The organism is Mycobacterium sp. ELW1 (assembly GCF_008329905.1).
In the GTDB taxonomy this organism is placed as follows: domain Bacteria; phylum Actinomycetota; class Actinomycetes; order Mycobacteriales; family Mycobacteriaceae; genus Mycobacterium.
This window is the reverse complement of the sequence record NZ_CP032155.1, coordinates 3,237,471-3,262,617: the sequence shown is the minus strand read 5'-3', so window position 1 is coordinate 3,262,617 and position 25,147 is coordinate 3,237,471. Positions and strand designations below refer to the sequence as shown.

The 25,147-nt window shown below is 66.3% G+C and carries 24 protein-coding genes and 1 pseudogene; 13 read left to right on the top strand and 12 right to left on the bottom strand.

Annotated features, from left to right (window positions below; translation table 11 throughout):
* Positions 1–54: 54 nt before the first annotated feature.
* Positions 55–612, top strand: coding sequence for a nicotinamidase (locus tag D3H54_RS15375; protein ID WP_149379765.1), 558 nt, complete (start codon positions 55–57; stop codon positions 610–612).
* Complete coding sequence (locus D3H54_RS15370; protein WP_149379764.1) at positions 612–1,403, top strand: ketosteroid isomerase family protein; 792 nt, start codon at positions 612–614, stop codon at positions 1,401–1,403. Before D3H54_RS15375 ends, D3H54_RS15370 begins: the two co-directional genes overlap by 1 nt.
* A 25-nt stretch (positions 1,404–1,428) precedes the next feature.
* Here the strand turns inward: D3H54_RS15370 and D3H54_RS15365 are convergent, their stop codons facing one another.
* From D3H54_RS15365 to D3H54_RS15325, 9 genes and pseudogenes are all read right to left on the bottom strand, one after another.
* Positions 1,429–2,250 carry a DUF1206 domain-containing protein gene (locus tag D3H54_RS15365; RefSeq protein ID WP_149379763.1) on the bottom strand — a complete coding sequence of 274 codons (822 nt, stop codon included), beginning with the start codon at positions 2,248–2,250 and terminating at the stop codon, positions 1,429–1,431.
* Positions 2,251–2,259: 9 nt separating this feature from the next.
* Positions 2,260–3,081: a methanethiol S-methyltransferase gene (gene mddA / locus D3H54_RS15360; RefSeq protein ID WP_149379762.1), complete on the bottom strand. Its 822-nt coding sequence runs from the start codon at positions 3,079–3,081 to the stop codon at positions 2,260–2,262.
* 59 nt (positions 3,082–3,140) lie between these two features.
* Positions 3,141–4,661, bottom strand: a complete 1,521-nt coding sequence (locus D3H54_RS15355; RefSeq protein WP_149383565.1) for an HD domain-containing phosphohydrolase — start codon at positions 4,659–4,661, stop codon at positions 3,141–3,143.
* A 74-nt stretch (positions 4,662–4,735) separates the two neighbouring features.
* Complete coding sequence (locus tag D3H54_RS15350) at positions 4,736–5,488, bottom strand: hypothetical protein (RefSeq protein WP_149379761.1); 753 nt, start codon at positions 5,486–5,488, stop codon at positions 4,736–4,738.
* 53 nt (positions 5,489–5,541) lie between these two features.
* A pseudogene (locus D3H54_RS15345) lies at positions 5,542–6,197 on the bottom strand (DedA family protein).
* 62 nt (positions 6,198–6,259) lie between these two features.
* Positions 6,260–7,123: an ABC transporter permease gene (locus tag D3H54_RS15340; RefSeq protein WP_149379760.1), complete on the bottom strand. Its 864-nt coding sequence runs from the start codon at positions 7,121–7,123 to the stop codon at positions 6,260–6,262.
* The gene (locus tag D3H54_RS15335; RefSeq protein ID WP_149379759.1) at positions 7,120–7,995 is read right to left on the bottom strand and encodes an ABC transporter permease; all 876 of its coding nucleotides are present in this window, start codon (positions 7,993–7,995) and stop codon (positions 7,120–7,122) included. The genes D3H54_RS15340 and D3H54_RS15335 overlap by 4 nt, the downstream gene beginning before the upstream one ends.
* 4 nt (positions 7,996–7,999) lie before the next feature.
* The gene (locus D3H54_RS15330; protein WP_149379758.1) at positions 8,000–9,184 is read right to left on the bottom strand and encodes a polyamine ABC transporter substrate-binding protein; all 1,185 of its coding nucleotides are present in this window, start codon (positions 9,182–9,184) and stop codon (positions 8,000–8,002) included.
* Positions 9,185–9,250: 66 nt separating this feature from the next.
* Positions 9,251–10,369: an ABC transporter ATP-binding protein gene (locus tag D3H54_RS15325; protein WP_149379757.1), complete on the bottom strand. Its 1,119-nt coding sequence runs from the start codon at positions 10,367–10,369 to the stop codon at positions 9,251–9,253.
* On the opposite strand from D3H54_RS15325, the gene D3H54_RS31810 reads away from it, so the two are divergent.
* On the top strand, positions 10,355–10,486 hold the full coding sequence (locus D3H54_RS31810; RefSeq protein WP_286198897.1) for a hypothetical protein: 132 nt from the start codon (positions 10,355–10,357) through the stop codon (positions 10,484–10,486). The two genes, D3H54_RS15325 and D3H54_RS31810, sit on opposite strands and share 15 nt — an antisense overlap.
* A 184-nt stretch (positions 10,487–10,670) precedes the next feature.
* Here D3H54_RS31810 and D3H54_RS15320 read toward each other — a convergent pair whose 3' ends face one another.
* Positions 10,671–11,849, bottom strand: a complete 1,179-nt coding sequence (locus tag D3H54_RS15320; protein ID WP_149379756.1) for an acyl-CoA dehydrogenase family protein — start codon at positions 11,847–11,849, stop codon at positions 10,671–10,673.
* A 65-nt stretch (positions 11,850–11,914) separates the two neighbouring features.
* On the opposite strand from D3H54_RS15320, the gene D3H54_RS15315 reads away from it, so the two are divergent.
* A complete protein-coding gene (locus D3H54_RS15315; protein ID WP_149379755.1) occupies positions 11,915–12,493 on the top strand; it encodes a TetR/AcrR family transcriptional regulator in 579 nt (192 codons plus the stop codon).
* A gap of 1 nt (position 12,494) precedes the next feature.
* Here D3H54_RS15315 and D3H54_RS15310 read toward each other — a convergent pair whose 3' ends face one another.
* Entirely contained in the window at positions 12,495–13,301 is an 807-nt protein-coding gene (locus tag D3H54_RS15310; protein WP_210419553.1) for an SDR family NAD(P)-dependent oxidoreductase, read from the bottom strand.
* 370 nt (positions 13,302–13,671) lie between these two features.
* Between D3H54_RS15310 and D3H54_RS15305 the strand changes: the two genes are divergently transcribed.
* From D3H54_RS15305 to D3H54_RS15265, 9 genes are read left to right on the top strand one after another with little or no spacing between them, the layout of a single operon-like run.
* Entirely contained in the window at positions 13,672–14,478 is an 807-nt protein-coding gene (locus D3H54_RS15305; RefSeq protein ID WP_149383563.1) for an MlaE family ABC transporter permease, read from the top strand.
* Positions 14,479–15,327, top strand: a complete 849-nt coding sequence (locus D3H54_RS15300; RefSeq protein WP_149378753.1) for an MlaE family ABC transporter permease — start codon at positions 14,479–14,481, stop codon at positions 15,325–15,327.
* 12 nt (positions 15,328–15,339) lie between these two features.
* Entirely contained in the window at positions 15,340–16,527 is a 1,188-nt protein-coding gene (locus tag D3H54_RS15295) for an MCE family protein (RefSeq protein WP_149379754.1), read from the top strand.
* Complete coding sequence (locus D3H54_RS15290) at positions 16,524–17,549, top strand: MCE family protein (RefSeq protein ID WP_149379753.1); 1,026 nt, start codon at positions 16,524–16,526, stop codon at positions 17,547–17,549. The genes D3H54_RS15295 and D3H54_RS15290 overlap by 4 nt, the downstream gene beginning before the upstream one ends.
* Positions 17,549–18,646, top strand: coding sequence for an MCE family protein (locus D3H54_RS15285; protein ID WP_149379752.1), 1,098 nt, complete (start codon positions 17,549–17,551; stop codon positions 18,644–18,646). The genes D3H54_RS15290 and D3H54_RS15285 overlap by 1 nt, the downstream gene beginning before the upstream one ends.
* Positions 18,643–20,118, top strand: a complete 1,476-nt coding sequence (locus tag D3H54_RS15280) for an MCE family protein (RefSeq protein WP_168214875.1) — start codon at positions 18,643–18,645, stop codon at positions 20,116–20,118. The genes D3H54_RS15285 and D3H54_RS15280 overlap by 4 nt, the downstream gene beginning before the upstream one ends.
* Complete coding sequence (locus tag D3H54_RS15275; RefSeq protein WP_149379750.1) at positions 20,115–21,419, top strand: MCE family protein; 1,305 nt, start codon at positions 20,115–20,117, stop codon at positions 21,417–21,419. The genes D3H54_RS15280 and D3H54_RS15275 overlap by 4 nt, the downstream gene beginning before the upstream one ends.
* Positions 21,419–23,017, top strand: coding sequence for an MCE family protein (locus D3H54_RS15270; protein WP_149379749.1), 1,599 nt, complete (start codon positions 21,419–21,421; stop codon positions 23,015–23,017). The genes D3H54_RS15275 and D3H54_RS15270 overlap by 1 nt, the downstream gene beginning before the upstream one ends.
* Before the next feature lie 23 nt (positions 23,018–23,040).
* Positions 23,041–23,556 carry an Rv2253/PknI dimerization domain-containing protein gene (locus D3H54_RS15265; protein WP_149379748.1) on the top strand — a complete coding sequence of 172 codons (516 nt, stop codon included), beginning with the start codon at positions 23,041–23,043 and terminating at the stop codon, positions 23,554–23,556.
* On the opposite strand, the gene D3H54_RS15260 is transcribed toward D3H54_RS15265, so the two are convergent.
* Positions 23,543–25,102, bottom strand: a complete 1,560-nt coding sequence (locus tag D3H54_RS15260; protein WP_149379747.1) for an FAD-binding protein — start codon at positions 25,100–25,102, stop codon at positions 23,543–23,545. The two genes, D3H54_RS15265 and D3H54_RS15260, sit on opposite strands and share 14 nt — an antisense overlap.
* Positions 25,103–25,147: the final 45 nt, after the last annotated feature.

Genomic DNA, 25,147 nt, shown 5'->3' with positions numbered 1-25,147 from the left:
GCTACGAACTGTACTGCGGGTGGACAGCCTCGGATCTGCCGATACGGTGGGCAGATGCGGGCGTTGATCATCGTCGACGTGCAGAACGATTTCTGCGAGGGCGGATCGTTGGCGGTCACCGGGGCCGGCGACGTGGTGCGGGGGATCAACGCGTTGCTGGCCGGTGACCACGGCTACGACCACGTGGTGGCCACCAAGGACTACCACGTGGACCCCGGTCCCCATTTCGCCGAACACCCCGACTTCAAGGATTCGTGGCCGCCGCATTGTGTGGCCGGGACCTCCGGAGCCGATTTCCACCCCGAACTGGACACCACCCCGATCGAGGCGGTGTTCCACAAGGGCGCCCACACCGCGGCGTACAGCGGCTTCGAAGGCCACGTCGACCACACCGCACTGGCTGACTGGCTGCGCGCACGAGGCGTGGACGAAGTCGACATCGCCGGGATCGCCACCGACTACTGCGTGCGCCAAAGCGCGGCCGATGCCACCCGCGCCGGATTCACAACCCGTGTGCTGGTCGACCTGACGGCCGGTGTTGCCCCCGGGTCGACTGCCGACGCATTGGACGAGATGCGCGATCGCGGAATCGAACTGGTTCACACCGCCTGATGACCGCACCCCGTTCGACACTCATCGACGTCGTCGACCGCTCCCCGCTGATGGCGGCCGCTCACGACCGCGCCGGCTGGGTCGGATTGTTCACCGATGACGGCCGGGTCGAGGATCCCGTCGGATCGCGCCCGCATGTCGGGTCGCTACAGATCGGCCGGTTCTACGACACCTTCATCGCGCCGCGCCGGATCGTCTTCCGTCACGAGGCCGACATCGTTTCGGACTCCGCCGTCATTCGCGATGTCATCCTCGACGTCGGGATGGGCCCCTCGGTGACGATGCACATCCCGGCGGTGCTGCGTTATGACCTGCGGGAGGTCACCGACGGCTGGCGCATCGAGCAGTTGCGCGCCTATTGGGAACTCCCGGCGATGGTGGTGCAGTTCGCCCGCAACGGGCCGGCGGCGGCTCCGCAGGCGGTCGACCTGAGTCGCGCGCTGATCCGCAATCAACGGTGGCGCGGGACGCTGGGGTTCGCCTCCGGCTTCCGGGGCGCCCGGTTCCGGGGCAAACGAACGGTGCGCGGCTTCCTCGAGGCGGTGACGGCCGGCGATCAGTTGCGGGCCTGGCGCGCCCTCGGCTCCGGAGCGCTGATCACCCGCGGTGAGCAGAGCCCGATGAAGTTCGGCGCATTCGTCGACGAGCTGGCGGGGGTCTCGTGGACGAAAGTCATCGCTGCCGGCTCGTCGGTGACGGCGTCGTTGCGCGGGCCGCAGGCCGGCGTCGTGATTGCCGAGCTGGGCGCGGCGGGTGGGTCGATCACCCGGCTTCGCTACTTCGCCGAGTAGTCGGCGCCTCCGCTACATCCGCGCGCTACATCCGCGCGAAGCGGGCCATGACGAAGCAATACGCGCCGTAGGCGGCAATGCCGGCCGCCGCGACGATGAGCAGCGCCTTGCCGAACGGGGCCTGGCCGAGGCTCTTGACCGCGGCGTCCAGCCCGGCGCCTTTGGCGGGGTCGGCGGTGAAGGTGGCGATCACCAGAAGTACTCCGGCGCCGCCCAGCACGATCCCCTTCGCGGTGTACCCGGCTATGCCCAGCGGAGTGATCAGCGGGCCGCCGCCGGTGACGGTGAGATCCTCCTCGAACTTCGTCGAAACACCCTTGTACACGTGGTATCCGCCGATGCAGATGATCACCACTGCGGCGATCAGCAATAGGCCCTTACCCCAGCCGGTTTGGAGCAGTCGGGCGGTGAGGCCGCTGTTCTGTTCGCCGCTCGACTGGCCGCCGCCGCGGGCGAACCGGACCGCGGCCAGCGCGATGCCGACGTAGAGGACGGCCAGCGCACCGGACTTGATCCGGTCGAACGCATCCGAGGCGCCCTCGTGTTCGCGGCCCGCCTCGGTGGGATGGGAGCCGAGAATTGCCTCGGCGACGCGCCACAGGGCCAGCGCGGCCAAGCCGGCTGCGGTCACCCAGAGGGCCACCGCACCGCCCGGCTGGGCGGCCAGTGTCGCCATCGCACCCGACTGGTCGGCGTTTCCGGCCACCCCGAAGGCAAGGTGCACGATGATGTAGGCGATCACCAGGTGCAACACACCGCTGATGCTGTAGCCGGCCCTGGCCGCGAGTTCGAAGGGTCTGCTCCCAGTGGCTGCTCGCGCAGCTCCGTGCATCGCATTGTCAGCCACGACATGCGGTTACCCCCGCGACGGGGTGGAAAAACCGTCCGGCGCCGCCCCGGTCACCGGGCATGACCGCGCACGCAAACCGGGCACCAGCATCGGCACCTGCTTGCGGTAGTCCCGGTAGCTGTCGCCGAGCTCGGCGATCAGGTCGCGCTCCTCGAGCTGCAGGGCCACCAGGATGTAACCGGTCGTACCGATCGCGAACAGGAGATGACCCACGGTCATCACCGGAGTCGCCCAGAAGGCGATCAGGAATCCCAGCATGAGGGGATGACGAACCAGCCGGTAGAGCAGGGTGGCCCGGAATCCCGTCCGGCGGCGCGACGAACCGCGCCAGGCCTCGAACACCTGGCGCAACCCGAACAGCTCGAAGTGGTCGATCATGAACGTCGCGGCCAAGACGGTGATCCACCCCGCCGCGAACACCGTCCACAGCAGCGCCCGGATCGCCGGCTGGTCCACCTGCCAGATCACCCCGGGCATGGTCCGCCACTGCCAATACAGCAGCAGCAGAACAAGACTGGCCAGCAGAACGTACGTGCTGCGTTCCATCTCCCGCGGCACGAAGCGAGTCCACCACCGCTTGAAGGCGGGTCTGGCCATCACGCTGTGCTGGATGGCGAACAGCCCGAGCAGCGCCGTGTTGATCACGAGCGCCAGGCCCCACGGGGCACCGTCGATGCCGTGGTCGACCGTGCGCGGCACGACGATGGCGCCGACGAAGACGACGGCGTAGCAGAATGCGACGAGGAAGACGAGGTAACTCGCCACCCCGTAGCCCGTAATAAGGATGCGACGGGTCCGCTCTCGCGCGGACGCTGGATTGTGTGTCATAGCCATCAGACTCGTCCCCGCGACCGCCATCATCATGGGGCATTCGCCCCAACTGTCGGTCAGCTCAACGTTTCTGTCAGACCGTGGCGCAGCGCGTACATGCTGGCACCGATCCGGTTCGACACCCCGATCTTGGCGTACGTTCGTTCGACGTGGTTGCGGGCCGTCTTCTCACTGATCACGAGCGCGGCGGCGATCTCTTTGTTGGAGGCACCACGGGCAACGAGACGCAGCACCTCGATCTCGCGGGGAGTCAGGCCGTCGGGCCGCGTCGCGGACCGTCGGCTCTGGTGCCCGCCCGCCTGGAGGACGGCCTCGGCCGCGACATCGTCGAGTTCCCCGTTGCGGATCCGGTCGCGGACCCGTCGAGCGGCCGCCGCGGGATCGAGCGCGGCGCGATAAGGCCTTGGCTCCAAAGCTGATTGGTAGGCGACTGCGGCGGCGAGCACGCGGTCTGGCATACCGAGTGCGGAGCCCGGCAGGCTGCGCGGATAGCCGGACCCGTCGATGTGCTCGTGGTGGTTTCCGGCGACCTGCGCGACCGATTCGAGCCCGTTGATCCGGCTCAGGATCCGGGTGGTGAGGTAGGGGTGCAGTCGCATCCGTTCAAACTCGGCCGCCGAGAGGGTGGCGGGTTTGGACCACACCTGGTTGGAGACGCCGATGCGACCGAGATCGTGGACGTGACCGGCGCGGCGGACCAGTGTCACGGTGTCCGCGCCCAAGCCGATCGCCTCGGCGGCATCACCGGCCAGCTGTGCGACGGCACGCGAATGACCCAGTGTGAAGGGACATTTCAGATCCACGAAATCGCCGAGCGCGACCAGTAGTTCGTCGAGGGACTGCTGGTGCAGCGGTTCGTGGCGATCCGGCGCGCACGACAGGGCGGCGTCCCAGACCTCGCCTGTGGGTGGGCCGGCCAGAATCTCGGCGGCGTGTGCGGTGAAGACGTCCACCACATCCGGGTCGAACTGCTTACCGCGGCGTTGCACGGCCATATCGACGGCCGCACTCACCCCGCCTGTCCGGTGGTGCACTTCGGCCATGTCGGCGAGCTGGGCCACCCGCATCTCGATCGGGATGTCCGCGCCACCGGTGCCGCTGGGCAGGCCGCTGCCGTCGAAGCGTTCGAAGCTGAATTCGAGAGCGTTCTGCACGCCGGCGCCCAGCCCCATGCGGTCGGCCAGCAGCGCCGCCGATGTGCAGTGCGAGTGGATCAGCGCCGACATGTTGCCCCGGGCGTTGAGGAACAACGTCGCGATCGAGGTCAGCCGCTGCGTGATCGGTTCGCCCCGGCCGATATTGGCGACCAGGAACCGGTAGTAGGGCAGGCCCGCCCAGTCGACGTGATAAGCGTCGCGGCGCACCGAGATGTCGTCGCCGAACCAGCCTGCGAACTCGTGGGAGTCGGCGTGACAGCCGATCCACATCACCAGGGTGCTGTAGTACACGCAATCGCGTTGCTGTGGCTCGAGGCCGAGTCGGTCGGCGATGCGGGTTCCGATCAGCGCGGCCCGCAGCATGTGTTCGGCAGGCTGCCCGAGGCCGAGGTCGATCGCGACCGACAGAGCGGCCAGCATCTCGGCCCGGCTCGGCGCCCGCGACGGCGGACCGGTGGGCGTCCTCGGCGCAGCCACGACCTCGATTGTGCTCCCTAACACGCGGTACGGGGTTCGGTTGGCGCGGTCCGGCGCGCCGAGGCGTGTCGGCGTGGGTCGAAGCTGTCGAAGCGAGCAGTGCCGATCACGCACAGGCCGCGTTGCGGGAGCCGGAAATCGGCCAGCCTGCTCTGGCTGGCCAGTGGGGCGACAGCGCCGAGGCTGACGCCGTTGAACACCGCCCGCGAGCGACGGACCGCCCAGATCTGGCGCGGCGCCACGCGGAACGCCTGACCGTTGGGGGCGGAGCCGGCCAACCGCATCCCGCCGGTCCGCAACAGCGGGCCGGCGATCCGCCCCATGGCTTCGAGTACCGGGACACTGGTCCAGGCCCGTTCGGGCATGGCGTGGCCGAGCCTGCTGACGGCGCGGGTGATCGGCGTGCTGCTCATGCCGACGGTCCAGCGCAGCAGCCCGGGGATGGCGATGACCAGGGACCAGGGGTCGGTCCAGGACATCGTGATGTCGCATTGCACGGCGGGAACCGTCGTGGCTGAACTGAAATAGCGTGAACAGCTCTGCTCGGCGGGTGTGGTGGCGTAGAAAGTCCATCGACCGTCTGGGTCGCGGTGCCACACCGATCGGTAGGCGGGGGAGAACGAGGATGCGCTGAAGTCCCGGTATGCCAGATAGTGTCCGGTGGCGAACGGCAGGCCCATGATGCCGAAGCCGGTGACCCGGTCGTCGGTGCCGGAAGGCAGGCTCGGATGATCTGCGGCGGCGCGCAGTGCGCTGTGAGGTGTGGTCATCAGCCAATGCTCGACTGCCGCACCGGGTCCGGGCATGGGGCAGCTGCCTCACATCACTCGCGCTTGCGCAGGGTCTCCCAGTCGTGCTCGGACTCGAGTTGGGCGATCAGGCTGCGGGTGCGCTCCCGCAACAGCAGGGTCATTCCTACGCCGACGATGATCGCGATGACCAGCGCAACCCAGGAGAACCGCGCCAGCCACTTCTCGGCGGCCAGGCCGAGGTAGTAGACCACCGCGGTGGTGCCGCCGGCCCAGCAGACGGCGCCGGACGCATTGGCGGCGAGGAATCGGCCGTAGTGCATGTGCAGGGCGCCGGCCAGCGGGCCGGCCAGGATGCGCAGCAGTGCGATGAATCGGCCGAAGAACACCGCCCACACCCCCACCGGGTGAACAGCTGCTTGGCCAGTGCCACGTGCCCGGGACCGAAGTGCTTCGGGAAGCGTTTACCGAGTCGCTCGAACAACCCCATCCCGAATCGCCGGCCGATCGTGTAGCCGATCGAATCGCCGATGATGGCGCCGATGGTGGCGGCCGCTCCCACCCACACCGGGCTGATGTCGAGGGTGTGCCGGGAGGCCAGCAGCGCCGCGCTCACCAACGCGATTTCGCCCGGTAACGGAATGCCCAGGCTCTCCAGCCCGATGATGAGGCCGACGACCAGGTACACCGCCAGCGGTGGGATGGATTCCAGTATCGCGTCGACCGTCACCCGCCAAGGATGCCGTACCGACCGCGATTACCGGAGCCAACCGGCTGGTTCGCGTGTCGAAATCAGGTGTCGCGCTTGCGCCGGTACAGCGTTCCGGCGGCCAGCAGGAGCAGGCTGATCACCAGGATCGCGGTGGCGAGCACGTTGATCTGCGGTGGCACAGCGGCTTTCACCGCGGCGTTCACATAGAGCGGATACGTCACCGTCGAGCCGCTGACGAAGTAGGTGATGATGAAGTCGTCCAACGACAGGGCGAACGAGAGCATCGCCGCCGCCACGATGCCCGGCACGATCAGCGGCAGTGTCACCCTGAAGAAGGTCCGGCCGGGGCCGGCACCCAAATCCAGTGAGGCATCTTCGAGTGTCCAGTCGAAGCCACGGATCCGGGCGCGCACCGTCATCGCGATGAAGCTGATCTCGAAGGCCACGTGTGCGATCACGATCGTGGTGTATCCGGTGGCCCAGCCCAGGTCGAGGAACAGGGTCAGCAGCGACGCACCCATGACGACCTCGGGCGAGGTCAGCGGCAGAACCAGGAAGGTGTCGACGGCCTTGCTGCCGCGGAAGCGTTGGCGCACAAGGGCGACCGCGACCAGGGTGCCGAGAACGCCGGCGATCAGGGTCGACACCGCAGCGACGTTCAGGCTCAGCTTCAGCGCTTCGGTCAGGGCCGGATACTTGAACGGGTTGGCCCAGTTGTCCAGCGTGAAGCCCTGCCAGGTGTAGTTGAACTTCCCGGCCGGCTTGTTGAACGAGAAGATGACGATCACCAGGATCGGCAGGAACAGATAGCAGAGCACCAAGCCGGCGATCACCCGCAGGGCGATATCGCCGAGCTTGAACGTGCCGCGAAAGTTGCGGCCCGGCTTGGCCAGTCCGCCGTGGTCGATGGTCTGGGCGATCGCCGCACCGGCCTCGGTCGTCATACGAGATCCTCTGTACCCAGCGCCCGGGTGTAGATCAGGACACCGACCAGGATCAGCGCCATCAGCACGAAGCTGAGTGCGGCCGCGGCCGGGTAGTCCTTGACCACGAGGAACTGTTTCTGGATGACGTTGCCGATCATCCTGGTCTGGGTGCTGCCCAGATAGTCGGCGTTGATGAAGTCACCGACCGAGGGGATGAACACCAGCATGCTGCCCGCCAGGATGCCCGGCATCGCCAATGGCACGATCACCTTCCCGAACATCCTGCGGTTGGTGCCGTACAGGTCGCGGGAGGCTTCCAGGAGCCGAGCGTCGATCTTCTCCAGGCTGACGTACAGCGGCAGGATCATGAAGATGATCCAGTTGTAGGTCAGCCCGCCGACCACCGCCCAGCCGGTCGACAACAGCCGGCCCTCCGACGGCAGCAGCCCCACCGTGCCCAGCGCGTGGACCACCCAGCCGTCGTCGGCCAGGATCGTCTTCCACGCCAGGGTGCGGATCAGGAACGTGACGAAGAACGGCAGGATCACCAAACCCAGCAGCAGGTTCTTGTAGCGCCCCGCCTTGAAGGCGATCACATACGCCAGCGGGAAGGCCAACAGCACGCAGAGCACCGTCGCGGCCAGCGCATAGCCGAACGAGCGCAGGATCTGCTCGCGGTACTGGCTCAACGCGTCGCCGTAGTTGCTGAACTCCCATGCGAACGTGAGCTCGGGCAGATAGATCGAGCCACCCATGGTCGACAGCGACGTCCGGAACAGCGAGACGAACGGGATGACATAGAAGACCCCGAGATACGCCAGCGCGGGCAGGATCATCAGGTACGGAGCGAGCTTGCTCCGCTGTCTGTTGCTACTGGCTACTCCTGCCATCGCGTTACCCGCCGGTGACTGAGGAGTAGGCCTTGTTGAACTCGTCGGTCTGTTGGTCGGTGAGCGCAGCCCACGTCTTCAGCTTGTCGAGGGTCGCCTTCGGCGGGTTGATCAACGGGTTCGCGGCCAGGCCGGGGTCGATCTTGTTGAGCTCATCGGTCATGTCGGACAACACCGGCACGTACTGGGTGTGTGCGATCAGCTTCGCGTAGTTGGCCCGGTCGTAGACGTAGTTGATCCATGCCTCGGCGGCCTTCTGGTTCTGGGTGGTGTAGGGGATCACCATGGTGTCGACGAACGTGGTGCCTCCGGTCTCCGGCACCACGAACTTCAGGTCCGGGTTGTCCTTCTGCAGCTGCACCACATCGCCCGAATACGCCTGGGCGATAACGACATTGCCGGAGGCCAGGTCGTCGGCGTAGTCGTTGCCGGTGAATCGGCGGATCTGGCCGGCGTCCTTCTGCTGCTTGATCAGCTCGACCGCCTTGTTCACGCCGTCGCTGGTCGGGTTCTCCACCGAGCTGCCCTGCGACAACATGATCATGCCGAGCCCGTCCTGGGTGTCGGCGAGCAGGCTGATCTTGCCCTTGAACGCGGGATCCCACAGATCGTCGATCTTGGTGATGTCGCGACCGGTCGCGGCCCGGTTGTAGGCCAGCGCCGTCATGCCGGACATGTAGGGCGCACTGAACTTGCGGCCCGGGTCGGCCTTGGCGTTGAGCAGGTCTTCGCGCATGTTCTTCTTGTTGGTCCAACGGCTTTCGCTGATCCCGTTGAGCCAGCCCAGCCCGTTGAGCCGGGCCGCCATGAACTGAGTGGGCACCACCAGGTCGGCGCCGATGTCCTGCTTGCGGGACAACGGCTCCTTGTTCTTGGCGAACCACTCCTCGTTGTCGTTGTAGTCCTCTTTGTAGTCGACGGTGATTCCGGTCGCGGTCTGGAACGCCGCGACGAATCCGTCGGCCATGTAGAGCGGCCAGTTGGAGATGCGGAGCTTTCCGGTGGCGGGGGAGCCGTCATCGGACGGGGTGGCCGGGCCGCTCGAGCTGCTCTTGTTGTCGGACTTGCTACACGCCGCGAGGAAGGACGGTCCGAGGACCAGTGCGGCTGCGGCGGCGGCGCCACCACCGATGAACCGGCGCCGGGACGCGTTCGAGGCAAAGATCCGGGGGTCGTTCTCTGTGGCCATGTGCCGTAATGCCTTTCGTAAGGGGGAAGGTCGGAGGATGAGCGGCGGTAGCGGCGTCGATGCGGTCTAGGAGTCGTCGAGCATTTCCTCGAGGTCTTCGGTGGTGGGGATGTCGGCGGCGGGCAGGACCAGGGATGCGTCGGGGGCCCAGGCCACGAACACGTCGTCGCCGGGGCGCAGCATGGGCAGATCCTGGTCGGTCCCGACGTGCGCCAGAATCGGGGCACCGTCGGCGGCCGCCAGCGACAGCCGCAGCACCGGTCCCTGGAAGGTCAAGTCGACGACCTTGGCGCTGACGGAGGCCACATCGCCGGTGGGCTGGTCCATCGACACCCGAACTCGTTCGGGTCGGACCATCAGGGTGGCCTGACCGCCGGATTCGATGGTGGTGTCGCCGGGCCGTGCCTTGAGTTTGGTGCCCAGCACCTCGACCTCGACGAAGTCGCGATTGACCCGGCCGGTCTGTCGGCCGTGCCAGAGGTTGGCCTGGCCGATGAAGCCGGCCACGAACACGGTGGCGGGACGGTCGTAGATGTCGTTCGGGGTGCCGATCTGCTCGACGTTGCCCTGGTTCATGACCGCGATTCGGTCGCTCATCGTGAGCGCTTCTTCTTGGTCGTGGGTCACGTAGACGAAGGTGATGCCGACCTCGCGCTGGATGCGCTTGAGTTCGAACTGCATGACGTGACGCAGTTTGAGGTCCAGGGCACCGAGTGGCTCGTCGAGCAGCAGGGCGCTGGGGTAGTTGACCAGCGCGCGGGCCAGTGCGACGCGCTGTTGCTGGCCGCCGGAGAGCTGGGCAGGCTTGCGCTGGGCGAAGTCGGTGAGCCGGACGACCTCGAGCATCTCGTCGACGCTCTTCTTGATAGTGGCCTTGTCTTTCTTCTGACTGCGTGGCCCGTAGGCGACGTTGTCCCACACCGTCATGTGGGGGAACAGCGCGTAGTGCTGGAAGACGGTGTTGACGTTGCGCTTGTGCGGCGGCACCCGCGACACGTCGACGCCTTCGAGTCGGATCGCACCCTCGGTGGGCTGTTCGAACCCGGCGATCATCCGCAGGGTGGTGGTCTTTCCGCAGCCGGACGGGCCGAGCATGGAGAAGAACTCGCCTGCGCCGATCGAGAAGTCGGCGTCGGCGACGGCGACATAGTCCTCGAAACGTTTGACGACGTGGTCGATCTCGATGACCGGTGCGCCGCTGGCGCGTCGTGGTCCGGTGTGTCCGGGGGTCTGCTGGGTGGCGGTGGCGCCGGTGTCGGTCAGGGCCCGTCCTCCTTCATCCCGCGGGCCGGCGAGACATGACCCGTCGACTCCGCCCCTAAACGATTGCGGATTTGCGTGCTCTTCGCAACCGATTCCGCAACGAAATATGAATTCTTCGATGGATTCGCTCGTCGCGACCCGGGTTGGGGCACGGCTTTCGACGCGGGCCCAGGTGGCTCAGGGTCGTCGCTGGACGGATCGTAACCCCGTTCAGGCCATCCGGTCAGGCCATCGTGAGTCCGCGTGCGATAACCAGTCGCTGAATTTGATTGGTTCCTTCGAAGATCTGGGTGATCTTCGCTTCGCGCATGTAGCGCTCGGCCCGGTAGTCGCGGGTGTAGCCGACGCCGCCGAGAACCTGGACCGCATCGGTGGTCACTTTCATCGCGGCGTCGGTCGCCACCAGCTTGGCCACGCTGGCCTGCTGCGAGTACGGCAGGCCGGCGTCGCGACGCCGCGCGGCGTCCAGGTAGGTGGCTCGCGCGCTGGCCACCGCGGCGGCCATGTCGGCGAGCAGGAAACCCAGCCCTTGATGATCGATGATCTTGCGGCCGAACGTGGTCCGCTCGTTGGCGTAGGCGCATGCGTCATCGAGGGCCGCCTGCGCGATGCCGACCGCGACGGCGGCGATGCCGAGCCGGCCCGAGTCCAGTGCACTGAACGCGATCTGCAGGCCCTGGCCCTCGGTGCCGATCCGGCGCTCGGCGTCGATGACCGCATTGTCATAGAACGCCGATGTCGTGGGAACCGCGGACAGTCCCATCTTCTCTTCGGGCTTGCCGAAGCTCAGTCCGGGCTGGTCGCGCGGTACGAGGAAGCAGGAGATGCTCCCCCGATTCCCCGAGTCGCTGCGCTCCTGCCCGCCATGCGATCCCTCGCCCGTCCGGGCGAACAGGGTGTAGAAATCGGCGCGTCCGCCGTGGGTGATCCATGCCTTCGAGCCGTTGATGACGTACCCGCCGCCGGCGGGGGAGGCTTTGCATTGCAGGGCGGCGGCGTCCGAACCGGCTTGGGGTTCCGAGAGGCTGTACGCGCCGATCTGTTCGCCGGACAGCATGCCCGGCAGCCACCGCGCGCGCTGCTCGTCGGTGCCGAACGCCAGCAGCGGATGACACGACAGGCTGTGCACGCTCACGGCCACCGCGATTGCGGCCCACCGCGCCGCGATCTCCTCGAGGACCTGCAGGTAGACCTCATATGGCTGGCCGCTGCCGCCCCATTCTTCCGGCTGCGGCAGGCTCAGCAGCCCCGCTGCGCCCAGCTGGGCGAAGACGCCCTCGGGATAGGTCTCGGTGCGTTCGTGGTCGTCGACGATCGGGTCGAGCACACGAGAGCAGATGTCGCGGGTCAGCGCGATGAGATCCGTGGCGTCCGGGTTGGGGAGCAGTCGGTCGACGGGCATGGGCGGGACCTCTCGATTGATACTCAAAATAGTACTGAATTACATTTACCAGTACTATTCGGTGCATGGCCACCCGCCCGAGTTTCGGAACCCGGCGCCGCGGCGAGCTGTTCGACTCTCTTCTGACGCTCTTTCTCGCCGAGGGCTTCGCGCACCTGACCCTCGACGAGATCGCCGCCCGGCTGCGCTGTTCGAAGGGCACGCTGTACACACTTGCCGGCAGCAAGGAGCAGTTGGTCCACGCCGTGGCGGTCCACTTCTTCCGGCGGGCCACCGAGGACGTCGAGCAGGAGGTCGCTCGGGCCGGCGATGCACGAGCGCGCATCACCGCCTACCTCGCCGCGGTCGGGGCTGCGCTGGAGGTCGCGTCGGACCGCTTCATGGCCGACCTGGACGCGTTCGCGCCTGCGCGGGCGGTCTACGAGCAGAACACCGCGATCGCCGCCCGCCGGGTCAGCGAACTGATCGCTGAAGGTGTTGCGGCGCAGGAGTTTCGAGATGTACACGCGGCATTCGCCGCGGATCTGGCCGCGGCGATGATGGTCCGCATCCAGCAGGGGATCGTACGGTCCACCACCGGACTCGATGACGCCGCGGCCTACCGGGAACTGGCCGCCATCCTCACATCCGGGATCGACGCCTGAGTCACATGTGGGCGCCGCCGTCGACCCGGACCTCGGTGCCGGAGACGAAGTAGGCGTCCGGACTGCCAAGCATCGCAACGACGTTGGCGACCGCATCGGGTTTCGCGAAGATCTCCCCCTTGGGCAACGGCACCAGGGGAGCGACCCGGCCGAACAAGCTGTAGTCGACATCGTCGGGCAGGCCGGGGCCGACGCTCTGCTTGGACTCCCCGGTGCCGTCGGTCATGCCGGAGGAGATCGAACCCGGCTGGACCGAGTTGAACCGGATGCCGTCCTTGGCGAACTCGGCGGCTAACGCGTGCGTCATTGCTTGCACGCCACCCTTGGACGCGGCGTATGCCGACATATAGGGGTGGGCGAACGTCGCCGACGTCGAGCTGAAGTTCACCACGGCCGGGGCGGTGCCGGCCTTCAGCGCCGGGAGCGCTTCTCGGGTGACCAGGAACGTGCCGACCAGATTCACCCGGAGCACCTGTTCGAAGGAGGCGAGGGTGGTGTCGAGAAAGTGGTCCGACCGCAGGATGCCGGCCACATTGACGAGTGTGTCAAGACCGCCGAGCGCAGAGATCGCCTCACCCACAGCCGCTTTCACCGAGTCCTCGGAGCCGACGTCGACCACCACCGTGGTCAGCCGATCGCCGGCGTCACCGGCCTTGGCGATGGTGTCCTTGAGGCCCGATTCGCTGATGTCGGCCGCCACCACCCGGCCGCCTTCGTCGAGAATCCGCAGCACACAGGCCTGCCCGATCCCGGACCCGCCACCGGTGACCAACACACGACGATCGGTGTAACGCTGCAAGGTCGCCATGGCGGATCTACTCCTATTCGGTCTGCGATGAAGTCGCCCAACATTGTGGGCCGTGATCTTCGGTGCGCGAAGCGGATCCCGCTGACCGGGAACCGCGCGCCATCCGGGTCGCTTGGCGGTTCACTCTTCCACCGTGACGACGGCTCGCGGGACGCTCAACGAGACACTTGCACCCGACTCGTCTCGAATAGCTGGCGAGAAACAGCCACACCACCAGTCACACATCTCGATTGCCGAGATTCGCTACCGCGCGGGCGGTAAGTGCACTAATCTGCGTTGGCGTCGTTGAAACACGTTCCAGTTTTGGACCGGTTAGTGCCATGACGCTGGGGCGATGAACACGATGACGTTGGAGGTTCTGAAGACACCCATGGCTAATCCCACATCAAATCGTTGGTCGCCGGGCATTGCGCTGAACGGGCTGTCGGGTCCGATGCAGGCTATTGGTGGCTTGTTTGCGATGTCGGCGGATGCTGTGCGGTTCATTTTTCGGAAGCCGTTTCAGTGGCGGGAGTTTTTGGAGCAGGCGTGGTTCGTGGCGCGGGTGTCGTTGGCGCCGACGTTGTTGGTGGCGATCCCGTTCACGGTGTTGGTGTCGTTCACGCTCAATATTTTGTTGCGGGAGTTGGGTGCTGCTGATCTGTCGGGTGCGGGGGCGGCGTTTGGTGCGGTGACTCAGGTGGGCCCGTTGGTGACGGTGTTGATCGTGGCCGGTGCCGGGGCGACGGCGATGTGTGCGGATTTGGGGTCGCGCACGATCCGTGAGGAGATCGACGCGATGGAGGTGCTGGGGATCAACCCGGTGCAGCGCCTGGTGACTCCGCGGATGTTGGCTTCTGGACTTGTTGCGCTTCTGTTGAATTCGTTGGTGGTGATCATCGGCATCCTGGGTGGCTATGTGTTCTCGGTGTTCGTCCAGGATGTCAATCCGGGGGCGTTCGCGGCGGGGATCACGTTGTTGACCGGGGTGCCCGAGGTGATCATCTCGTGCGTCAAGGCCGCCCTGTTCGGTCTTATCGCCGGTCTGGTGGCCTGTTATCGGGGGTTGACGATCACCGGGGGTGGCGCCAAGGCGGTGGGTAATGCGGTCAATGAGACGGTGGTGTACGCGTTTATGGCGTTGTTCGTGGTGAACGTGGTGGTCACGGCCATCGGTATCCGGATGAGTGCGCGCTAGATGGCATCGTTACAGGCGTTGTATCCGCGGATCGCCCGCCAGGTCCGGCGCCCGTTGGGCACGATCGGGCGGATCGGGGATCACACGATCTTCTACGGTCGGGCGTTGGCGGGCACCCCGCACGCGGCCCTGCACTTCCGCAAGGAGATCATCCGGCTGATCGCCGAGATCTCGATGGGCGCGGGCACGTTGGCGATGATCGGCGGCACCGTGGTGGTCGTCGGGTTCTTGACCCTGGCTGCCGGTGGCACCCTGGCGGTGCAGGGCTATAGCTCGCTGGGCAATATCGGTATCGAAGCACTCACCGGCTTTTTGGCCGCCTTCATCAACGTGCGGATTTCTGCGCCGGTGGTGGCCGGGATCGGGTTGGCCGCGACTTTCGGGGCGGGCGTGACCGCCCAGTTGGGGGCGATGCGGATCAACGAGGAAATCGACGCCCTGGAATCGATGGGCATCCCCCCAGTCGAATACCTCGTCTCGACGCGGATTGTGGCCGGCATGGTGGCGATCACCCCGCTGTACTCGATCGCGGTCATCCTCAGCTTTGTGGCCTCGCAGTTCACCACGGTGGTGCTCTTCGGCCAATCGGGCGGCCTCTACGACCACTACTTCAACACCTTTTTGAACCCCATCGACCTGCTGTGGAGCTTCCTGCAGGCGATCTTGATGGCCATCACGATCCTGTTGATCCACACCTACTTCGGCTACTTCGCCACCGGCGGACCCTCCGGAGTCGGCGTCGCCGTGGGCAACGCCGTACGCACCTCCCTGATCGTGGTCGTCTCGGTCACCCTGCTCATATCCCTGGCCATCTACGGCTCCAACGGCAACTTCAACCTCTCCGGATAGTCGAGGAGCCAGATGAAATCAGGTGCCGCGCGCCCGATCGCCGGTTTGGCGACCGTGGTGGTCATTGCCGCGATCATCGCGCTGGCTGTTGGTCTGTTCCAGGACAGCTTCACCAAAACCGTTCCGGTGACCGTGATCTCGGACCGTGCCGGCCTGGTGATGTACCCCGACGCCAAGGTCAAGCTCAACGGCGCGCAGGTCGGCAAGGTCGCGTCCATCGATTCACTGCCCGACGGCAAGGCCGCGTTGCATCTCGCGATCAACCCCGCCCGGGTCAACGACATCCCGGCCAATGTCAGCGCCGACATCACCTCCTCGACGGTGTTCGGCTCGAAGTTCGTCGAGCTGAACCCGCCGACCGATCCGTCGGCGAAGTCCATCCAGGCCGGGCAGGTGATCGACGGAAAGCACGTCACCGTCGAGATCAACACCGTGTTCCAGCAGCTGGTCTCGGTGCTGTCAAAGATCGAGCCGACCAAGCTCAACCAGACCCTGGGGGCAATCTCCAAGTCGCTGGACGGGCGCGGCGACAAGTTCGGCCAGACCCTGGTGGACCTGGACACCGCGCTGGCCAAGATCAACCCGAGCCTGGACACGCTCAACCATGAATTGGCCGTCGCACCACAGGTGTTCGACGCCTACGGCGACGCCTCCGGTGACCTGCTGGACACCGTCAAGAACACGGCGAAGATCAGCGACACGATCGTCGACCAGGACCAGAACCTGGACGCGTTGCTCGTCAGCGCCATCGGCCTGGCCGATATCGGCACCGAGGTGCTCGGCGAAAACCGGGAATCGCTGACCAACGTGGTTCACCTCTTGGTTCCCACCACCGACCTGCTCAACAAGTACAGCCCGGCGCTGAATTGCGGTATCGGCGCCCTGGTTCCGCTGGCCACCGGACCGGGTCTGCCCCTGCCGGGAGCCGTCCTGCTGCAGTCGTTCTTCCTCGGCCGTGAGCGCTACCGGTACCCGGCCAACCTCCCGAAGGTCGCCGCGACCGGCGGCCCGCAATGTACCGATCTGCCGAAGGTGCCGTTCGAGACCAGCCCGCCGTTCGTGGTCGCTGACATCGGAGCGAACCCGGCTCAGTACGGCAACCAGGGCATCCTGCTCAACTCCGACGGTCTCAAGCAGGCGTTGTTCGGCCCGCTGGACGGACCGCCGCGCAACACCGCACAGATCGGACAACCGGGATGACCGCGCTGTGGAAGACGCTCGTCAAGGTCGGCGTGTTCGGCGTCGTGATGATCTTGCTGACGGCCGCGTTGTTCGCGATCTTCGGCCAGTACCGGACGGGTTCGGATAACTCCTACTCGGCGCTGTTCGCCGACGCCTCGAGTCTGAAGTCCGGAGATTCGGTGCGGGTGGCCGGTGTTCGCGTCGGCACCGTCACCGACGTCGCGCTGCAACCCGACAACAAGGTGGTCGTCGACTTCGACGCCGACCGCAAGATCGTGCTGACCTCCGGCACCAAGGCGACAGTCCGCTACCTCAACCTGGTCGGTGACCGTTACCTCGAGCTGGTCGACAGCCCGGGGTCGGCGAAGATCCAGCCGCCGGGCAGCCGGATACCGCTGGACCGCACCGAGCCGGCACTGGATCTGGACCTGCTGCTCGGTGGACTCAAACCGGTTGTGCAGGGGCTCAATCCGAACGATGTCAACGCGCTGACCAACTCGTTGATCCAGATCCTGCAGGGCCAGGAGGGCAACCTCGACTCGCTGTTCTCCAAGACGCAGTCGTTCACCAGCTCGCTGGCCGACAACGGCCAGACGGTCCAGCAGCTGATCGACAACCTCAACACGGTGATCACCACGATCAGCAAGGACGGCGACAAGTTCTCCGGAGCCGTCGACAAACTGCAGAAGCTGGTCACCGAACTGGCCGCGGACAAGGACCCGATCGGTGAGTCGATCACCGCGCTGGACAACGGCACTGCGTCGCTGACCGATCTGCTGAACCAGGCACGCACTCCGCTGGCCGGCACCGTCGACCAGCTCGGTCGCCTGGCTCCGCTGCTGGACCAGGACAAGGAACTGCTCGACATCTCGATCCAGAAGGCTCCGGCGAACTACCGAAAGGTGGTGCGGCTCGGGTCGTATGGCAGCTGGATCAACCAGTACCTGTGTGGCTTGTCGCTGCGTGTCAGTGACTTGCAAGGCCGCACCGCCTACTTCCCCTGGATCATCCAACACACTGGAAGGTGCGCGGAGCCCTAATGCTCAAATATCGTGGATCCTCGCTGATCAGGGCAGGCTTCATCGGCCTGGCGCTGATAGTGCTCGTCATCACCATCGGGCTTCAGCCCGAACGGCTGGTGTCGCTTGCCACGTCGATCCGGCATCAGGCGCTGTTCACCGAAGCAGGCGGCCTGCAGCCCGGTAACGACGTCAAGGTGTCCGGTGTCAAGGTCGGCACCGTGTCTGATGTGTCCTTGCAGCACGGCAAGGCGCTGGTGACCTTCATGGTCAAGGGCTCGGTTCGGCTCGGTACCGACACCTCGGCACACATCCGCACCGGAACGCTGCTGGGACAACGGATCCTGACCCTGGAGTCCAACGGCAAGGGATCGCTTCGGGCATCCGACGTGATCCCCGTGTCGCGCACCGGGTCGCCGTACTCGCTGAGCCAGTCGCTGGAGGATTTCGCGGGCAACACCGCAGACACCGACACCGCGGCGGTCAACCAGTCGCTCGACACGTTGTCCGACACCCTCGATCGGATCAGCCCGCAGCTGGGCCCGACCTTCGACGGCATCAGCAAGTTGTCGCGGATGATCAACGAGCGCAACGAATCACTGGGCAACCTGCTCAAGAGTGCGGCGAACGTGACCGGGATCCTGTCGCAGCGCAGTGCGCAGGTGAACACATTGCTGCTCAACGCCAACGACCTGGTCGGCGTCCTGTCGCAGCGCCGCTACGCGATCGCGAACCTGCTGGCCTCCACCTCGGCTCTGGCCAAGCAGCTCAGCGGACTCGTGGCCGACAACGAAAAGGATCTGGCACCGGCTTTGGAGAAGCTCAATTCGGTGACCGCGATGTTGGAGAAGAACAATGACAACATCACGGCGGCCATGAAGGGCCTGGCCAAATTCCAGCTCACGCAGGCGGAAGCGGTCAACAACGGCTTCTACTACAACGCCTTCGTCGCGAACCTGAACCCGGCGCAGACCCTGCAGCCATTCCTCGACTACGCGCTGGGATTCCGGCGCGGTACCGATGCGGGGCAGCCGGCCGACAATGCCGGACCGCGTGCGGAAATCCCGTTCCCGTACAACGGAATTCCGCAGCCATATGAGCGATGGGGGCAGCCATGAAGTCTCGCGGGCGACTGACGGTCGTCGTGTCTGCGGTGTTGGCCGTGTTGATCGTCGGCGGGATCGCGCTTCTGGTCCGCCAGGCGTTCTTCAAGCCCAACACGATCACCGCCTACTTCACCAGCGCCACCGCGATCTACCCCGGTGACGAAGTGCGGGTCGCGGGGGTCAAGGTCGGCAAGATCGACTCCATCGACGCTCAGGGCACCAAAGCCAAGTTCGTGTTGGCCGTCGACCGGGACGTGCCGATTCCGGCCAATGCCGAGGCGGTGATCGTCTCGCAGAACCTGGTCGGTGCGCGCTACATCCAGCTCACGCCGCCCTATGACGACAAGGGCCCGAAGATGGCCGACGGTGCGGTGATCGGATTGGACCGCACCGCGGTTCCGGTCGAGTGGGATCAGATCAAGACCGAGTTGATGCGCCTGGCCACCGATCTCGGCCCGAAGAGCGACGGGCAGCCCACCTCGGTCGGCCGCTTCATCGACAGCGCGGCCAACGCTCTGGATGGCAACGGGGAGAAGCTGCGGGACACCATCAAGCAGCTGTCCGGGGTCAGCAAGGTGCTGGCCGACGGCAGCGGCAACATCGTCGACACCATCAAGAACCTGCAGATCTTCGTGACGGCGTTGCGTGACAGCAACACTCAGATCGTCCAGTTCCAGGATCGGTTGGCCTCGCTGACCAGCGTGGTCAACGGCAGCCGGTCCGACCTCGACGGGGCGCTGACGAATCTGTCCAGCGCGGTCGTCGACGTCCAGCGGTTCATCGCCGGCAGCCGCAACCAGACCGCCGAACAGATCCAGCGGTTGGGCAACGTGACGAAGAACCTCGCCGACAACAAGCTGGTCGTCGAGAACCTGCTGCACGTGGCGCCGAACGCGATCGGCAATGCCTACAACATCTACAACCCGGACTCCCAAAGTGCGCTGGGCGGTTTCGCGCTGGCCAACTTCTCCAATCCGCTGCAGGTCATCTGCTCGGCCATCGGGGCAGTGCAGAACGCCACCGCCCCGGAGACCGGCAAGCTGTGCGCGCAGTATCTCGGCCCGGCACTGCGGTTGTTGAACTTCAACTACCTGCCGTTCCCGTTCAACGCCTACCTGGGCAAGTCCACCAGCCCCGACAAGCTGATCTACACCGAGCCGGGTCTGGCCCCGGGTGGCACGGGCGGAACCCCGCCGGGTTACGAAGTGCCGCCCGCCGTCTCGGCCTACACCGGGTACAACGGTGACGTGCCGGGCCCGGCAGGCTGGGGCGGCCCGCCGAATACGCATCAAGGGTCGTACGCCCCGAACGGGCTGCCCGCCGATCCGTCGCCGGCTCTGTTCCCCGGCGCGCCGATCCCGCCCGGGGTCCCCGTCGGGCCGGCAGCTCAGCCGCCGTCCAACCTGCAGGGCATGCTGCTGCCCGCCGAAGCGGCGCCGCCTGCTCCGGCTCCGGCTGCCGCTGAAGGGAATCCGCCATCATGATCCGTCGAGGTTCGGTGCAGCGCCTGGTGGTGACCGCCTCCTGTGTCGCGGTCACAGTGACCGGCTGTAGCTTCGGTGGTCTGAATTCGCTGCCGTTGCCGGGAACGGTCGGCCACGGCAAGGGCTCGAACACCTATCACATCGAGATCGCCAATGTGGGCCAGCTGGAATCGAATTCACCGGTCATGGTCGGCGATGTCGTGGTCGGCAGCGTCGGTGACATGACGGTCACCGACTGGCATGCCGATGTCGAGGTCTCGGTCCAGCCCGGCGTGGTGATTCCGGCCAACGCGGTGGCCTCGGTGGGGCAGACCAGCCTGCTGGGATCCATGCACCTGGCGCTGAACCCCCCGCTGGGTCAGGCGCCGAGCGGGGTCCTCCAACCCGGTGCCACGCTCGGCCTCAATCGTTCGTCGACCTACCCGTCGACCGAGCAGACCCTTTCGGCGCTGTCGGTGGTCGTCAACGGTGGTGGACTGGGCCAGATCGGCGACATCATCCACGAGTTCAGCGCCGCGCTGAACGGCAGGACCGACCAGATCCGCGACTTGCTCACGCGGCTCAACGATTTCATCGGCCTGCTGGCCAACCAGCGCGACAGCATCAACGAGGCGGTGAACTCTCTCAATCGGCTGGCCGGTACCTTCGCCGCGCAGCAGGGCGTCCTCACCGACGCGCTGAACCGGATCCCGCCGGCGTTGGATGTGCTGGTCAAGGAGCGTCCCCGCATCACGACCGCGCTGGAGAAGTTCCGCGACTTCTCCAACCTGGCCACCGGTCTGGTCAACGATACGAAGGCCGACCTTGTACGTAACCTGCAGAATCTCGAGCCGACGCTGAAGGCGCTGGCCGACGTCGGACCGAAGCTGGACACGGCGCTGGCGTACCTGCCGACGTTCCCGTACACCCAGCAGGTCATCGACCGGGCGATCCGCGGCGACTATCTGAACCAGTTCATCATCTTCGACTTCACCGTGCCGCGGTTGAAGAAGACCCTGATGCTCGGTACGCGCTGGGGTGATGAGAACGCCAAACTCGTTCCCGCGCCTGGTGATCCGTGGTACGCGACCTATACCTACGATCCGCTGAACGCTCCGTTCAGCCCGGCGCCGCCCCCGACGCAGGTGGCGGACATCCCACCATTGGTGGGCCCGGGCCCGGCGGCGCCCAACCAGCAGGCATCGTTGACCGGCGCCACGCAGCCCGCTCCCGGCATGGGCTCCGGCCCGCTGCCGGGTCCGGCGACCGGCCCGCTGCCGGGTCCGGCTCCGGAAGCAGCGCCACAGGACGGGGGTAACTGATGCTGACGCGCTTCGTCCGCAATCAGCTGATCATCTTCACCATCGCGTCGGTGGTCGGGATCGCCGTCATGGTCATGGTGTACATGCAGGCGCCCACCTTGCTCGGCATCGGCCGGATCACGGTCAAGCTCGAGCTGCCGAGAACCGGTGGGCTGTACCAGTTCTCGAACGTGACCTACCGCGGCGTGCAGCTGGGCAAGGTCACCGAGGTGGTGCCGACCCGCTCCGGGGCGGTGGCCACCCTGTCGCTGGCCAGCAATCCGAAGGTGCCCGTCGATCTGCAGGCGCGGGTGCTCAGCGTGTCGGCGGTCGGTGAGCAGTACGTGGATCTGGTGCCGCGCACCGATTCCGGGCCGTACCTCCAGGACGGCTCGGTGATTCCCGCCAAGAACGCGACCGTGCCGCAGGCGGTCGGTCCGGTGCTCGATCAAACCAACGAGCTGCTCAAGAGCATCCCGACCAACCGTCTCACCGATCTGTTGGACGACGCGTATCAGGGCCTCAACGGCGCTGGCGACGACCTCACCACGCTGAACGACTCGGCCTCGCGACTGGCCGCCGATTTCAATGCCACCGCGGATCAGACCCGCACGCTGGTGGAGGACAGCCGCCCGCTGCTGGACGGCCAGCTCGCCTCCACCGATTCCATCCGCACCTGGGCGCGCAGCCTGGCCGGCATCACCGACCAGCTGAACACCAACGACCCGCAGTGGCGCGGCATCCTGGCCAACGGGCCCGGTGCGGCCGACGAGGCCTCCGCGTTGTTCAACCAGGTGAAGCCGACGCTGCCGATCCTGCTGGCAAGCCTCTCGACGGTGGGCCAGATCGGCGTGACGTACAACAAGAGCCTGGAACAACTTCTGGTGCTGTTGCCGCCGTACGTCGGCTCGATTCAGGCGGTCGGGTCACCGCTGAACAACCCGACCGGTATGACGCTGGGTGACTTCACCCTGACGATCAGCGATCCACCCGCGTGCACGGTGGGCTTCCTGCCCCCGTCGCAGTGGCGCTCACCGGAAGACACGTCGACCATCGACACCCCGGACGGCCTCTACTGCAAGCTGCCCCAGGATTCGCCTATCGCGGTCCGCGGCGCCCGCAACTATCCGTGTCAGGGTGAGCCCGGTAAGCGGGCACCCACGGTGGAGATCTGTGACAGCGACAAGCCGTATGAGCCGCTTGCCATGCGCCAGCATGCGACAGGTCCCAACCCGATCGATCCCAACCTGATCGCACAGGGCATCCCGCCGGATGACAGGACGACGTTGAACGATCACATCTACGGGCCGCTGCAGGGCACTCCGCTGCCGCCGGGACCGGTCCCGGCACCAGCCGGTACGCCGATACCTCCTGTCCCGGCAACGTTGGCGCCCACGGGCGCTGCTCCGGATATCGCGCCGACCGACCAGGGCGGCGGGCCGGCGGTTGCGCCGAGCGCGTTCACCCCCGGCTCGGCAGGCGGCCCGTCGGTGGCGATCGCCACTTACGACCCGGCCACCGGGCATTACGCCACGCCCGACGGCCACGCGGGCCAGCAGACCAATCTGGCCAACGTGAACGGGGATATGTCGTGGAAGGACCTGCTGCCGACGACATGACCACAGGTGAGGGGAGAGGCCACATGCGTAAGTCACGAATGCTGATCGGCGTCACGGCGCTGACCACTGCGATGCTCGGCGGCCTCCTGAATCCGGCCGCCGCGAACGCCGGCGAAAAATGGGCGCTCAACGGCACATTCCAGGCGACGTCCAACGGCGAGTGGGCCACCACCAACGACGTGTTCCACGACGAGCGCAGCATCCGCAGCATCTGGACGATCAACTCGACCTGCAGTTATCCGACCGAGTGCACCGGCACGGTCAGCAGCGACGCCGGGTGGACCGCCCCGATCTATCAGACCGGCGGGGATTGGCGGGTCAAGCGCGTCATCGAGGACTGGATGCCGTGCCAGGACGGCACCAGCGCCCCGGGATTACAGGTGATCCGGTTCCACGGCTCCACCCCGGGCGGTGATCAGACCGATCCCACCTCCAACATGCTGGTGGGTCAGGACTCGACCACCGGTCAGCCGGGGGCCTGCGGGCGTAGCCTCGCGCTGTTCATCAACATGCCGTTCAAGTTGATCAAGCTGACCTGACGTCACCGGCCATGTCGAGCGCGGCCACGTAGCTGAACAACATCGACGCGCCGATCGGGTTCCCGCCACCGGGATAGGTGGTGCCGCTGACCGCGGCCATGGTGTTGCCTGCCGCGTACAAGCCCGGGATCGGCTCACCGGATTCGTCGAGCACCCGGGCTCTGGTATCGGTACGCAGTCCGCCCTTGGTCCCGAGATCGGACAGCCCGAACGCCGCCGCATGAAATGGCGGTGTGTCGATCGCGACCATGGGTGATTCGCCGCCGGAGAACGCCCGGTCGTACGCCTCGTCACCGCGACCGAAGTCGGTGTCGGCACCGGCGGCGACCATTGCGTTGTACCGGGTGACCGTCTCGTCCAGGGCGTCGGCGGGGACCCCGATCAGCTCGGCCAGTTCGGCCAGAGTGTCTGCGCTGCGCCATAATCCGGCGGTCCGATAGCTTTCGGTGTCGACCATCGAGACGTTGGTCGCCTTCACCGGCGGGACCTCGCCCTCGCGGTTGTCGTAGACCATCCAGAACGGGATGTCGAGGCGGCCTGCCTGCATCTCAGCGATGATCTGCCTGCCGATCCGGTCGTAGGCGGCGGACTCGTTGACGAACCGCTGCCCGGCCTGATTGACGAAGATTCCGCCGGTGAACCACAGCGCGAATGCGGAGCGACCGTCGGGGTGGGTCAGCCCCGGTGACCACCAGGCCTGGTCCATCAGATCGGTGGCCGCTCCGATCCGCATCGCCGCCTGCAGCGCCGCACCCGTGCTGCCGGGTCCGCCCATGGTGTCACGGGCGTCGCCGGGCACCCCGTACGTCCGTCGAAGCTCGGGATTGTGCTCGAATCCGCCTGCCGCCAAGAGAACTCCGCGCCGGGCGCCGATCCGCACCGGGGTGCCGTCGCGTTGCACCACCGCCCCGACCACCCGGCCCTCGTCGGTGATCAGATCGGTCAGCTGGGTGTTGCGGTACAGCACCGCGTCGGGGTAGCCGGCCAGCGCGGCGAGGAACCGGCCGATGAGCGCCCGCCCACCGAAGAGCTTGTCCGGTGCCGGCGCGCCGAGACGGTCATGGTCGAGCGGCCCGCGCACGGAACCGGCGTAGGGGCCGAGCTTCTCACCGCGAATGGGTGCCGCCACGATGTGGCGCAGGCCGTCGCTGCGGGAGTCCGGCACCGACCCGTAGTAATCCGGCCAGGGCAGCACGCTGAACACGAAATTCTCGTCGGCTTCCAGGTATTCGACCAGACCGGGTCCGCGGCGGATGTAGGTCTCCTGCAGCTCCCGGGGAGTGCGGTCACCGATCACGGCGTGGAAATAGTTCAGCGCCTTGTCGATCGTGTCATCGCTGCCCGCACGCTGCAGGACCGGGTTGCACGGGAACCACATGCCGCCGCCACCGGAATACGCGGTGGTGCCGCCGAACTTGTCGGTCGCCTCCACCAGCGCCACCGACAGGCCCTCGCGGGCCGCGGTGTAGGCGCCGGTGATACCGCCGCCGGAACCGGCCACAATGACGTCGACGGTCTCGTCGAACGGGGTGTCCTGCGCAGTCATCGGCCTCCTTTGTCGCTGGCACCCACTGTGATCGGTGCCCGAGCG

Excerpts from the sequence above, each read along its gene's own strand:
- D3H54_RS15375 (WP_149379765.1), top strand. The coding sequence starts at position 55 with ATGCGGGCGTTGATCATCGTCGACGTGCAGAACGATTTCTGCGAGGGC.
- D3H54_RS15370 (WP_149379764.1), top strand. The coding sequence starts at position 612 with ATGACCGCACCCCGTTCGACACTCATCGACGTCGTCGACCGCTCCCCG.
- mddA (WP_149379762.1), bottom strand. The coding sequence starts at position 3,081 with ATGACACACAATCCAGCGTCCGCGCGAGAGCGGACCCGTCGCATCCTT.
- D3H54_RS15355 (WP_149383565.1), bottom strand. The coding sequence starts at position 4,661 with ATGCTGGCCGCTCTGTCGGTCGCGATCGACCTCGGCCTCGGGCAGCCT.
- D3H54_RS15350 (WP_149379761.1), bottom strand. The coding sequence starts at position 5,488 with ATGACCACACCTCACAGCGCACTGCGCGCCGCCGCAGATCATCCGAGC.
- D3H54_RS15340 (WP_149379760.1), bottom strand. The coding sequence starts at position 7,123 with ATGACGACCGAGGCCGGTGCGGCGATCGCCCAGACCATCGACCACGGC.
- D3H54_RS15335 (WP_149379759.1), bottom strand. The coding sequence starts at position 7,995 with ATGGCAGGAGTAGCCAGTAGCAACAGACAGCGGAGCAAGCTCGCTCCG.
- D3H54_RS15330 (WP_149379758.1), bottom strand. The coding sequence starts at position 9,184 with ATGGCCACAGAGAACGACCCCCGGATCTTTGCCTCGAACGCGTCCCGG.
- D3H54_RS15320 (WP_149379756.1), bottom strand. The coding sequence starts at position 11,849 with ATGCCCGTCGACCGACTGCTCCCCAACCCGGACGCCACGGATCTCATC.
- D3H54_RS15315 (WP_149379755.1), top strand. The coding sequence starts at position 11,915 with ATGGCCACCCGCCCGAGTTTCGGAACCCGGCGCCGCGGCGAGCTGTTC.
- D3H54_RS15310 (WP_210419553.1), bottom strand. The coding sequence starts at position 13,301 with ATGGCGACCTTGCAGCGTTACACCGATCGTCGTGTGTTGGTCACCGGT.
- D3H54_RS15305 (WP_149383563.1), top strand. The coding sequence starts at position 13,672 with ATGGCTAATCCCACATCAAATCGTTGGTCGCCGGGCATTGCGCTGAAC.
- D3H54_RS15300 (WP_149378753.1), top strand. The coding sequence starts at position 14,479 with ATGGCATCGTTACAGGCGTTGTATCCGCGGATCGCCCGCCAGGTCCGG.
- D3H54_RS15295 (WP_149379754.1), top strand. The coding sequence starts at position 15,340 with ATGAAATCAGGTGCCGCGCGCCCGATCGCCGGTTTGGCGACCGTGGTG.
- D3H54_RS15290 (WP_149379753.1), top strand. The coding sequence starts at position 16,524 with ATGACCGCGCTGTGGAAGACGCTCGTCAAGGTCGGCGTGTTCGGCGTC.
- D3H54_RS15285 (WP_149379752.1), top strand. The coding sequence starts at position 17,549 with ATGCTCAAATATCGTGGATCCTCGCTGATCAGGGCAGGCTTCATCGGC.
- D3H54_RS15280 (WP_168214875.1), top strand. The coding sequence starts at position 18,643 with ATGAAGTCTCGCGGGCGACTGACGGTCGTCGTGTCTGCGGTGTTGGCC.
- D3H54_RS15275 (WP_149379750.1), top strand. The coding sequence starts at position 20,115 with ATGATCCGTCGAGGTTCGGTGCAGCGCCTGGTGGTGACCGCCTCCTGT.
- D3H54_RS15270 (WP_149379749.1), top strand. The coding sequence starts at position 21,419 with ATGCTGACGCGCTTCGTCCGCAATCAGCTGATCATCTTCACCATCGCG.
- D3H54_RS15265 (WP_149379748.1), top strand. The coding sequence starts at position 23,041 with ATGCGTAAGTCACGAATGCTGATCGGCGTCACGGCGCTGACCACTGCG.
- D3H54_RS15260 (WP_149379747.1), bottom strand. The coding sequence starts at position 25,102 with ATGACTGCGCAGGACACCCCGTTCGACGAGACCGTCGACGTCATTGTG.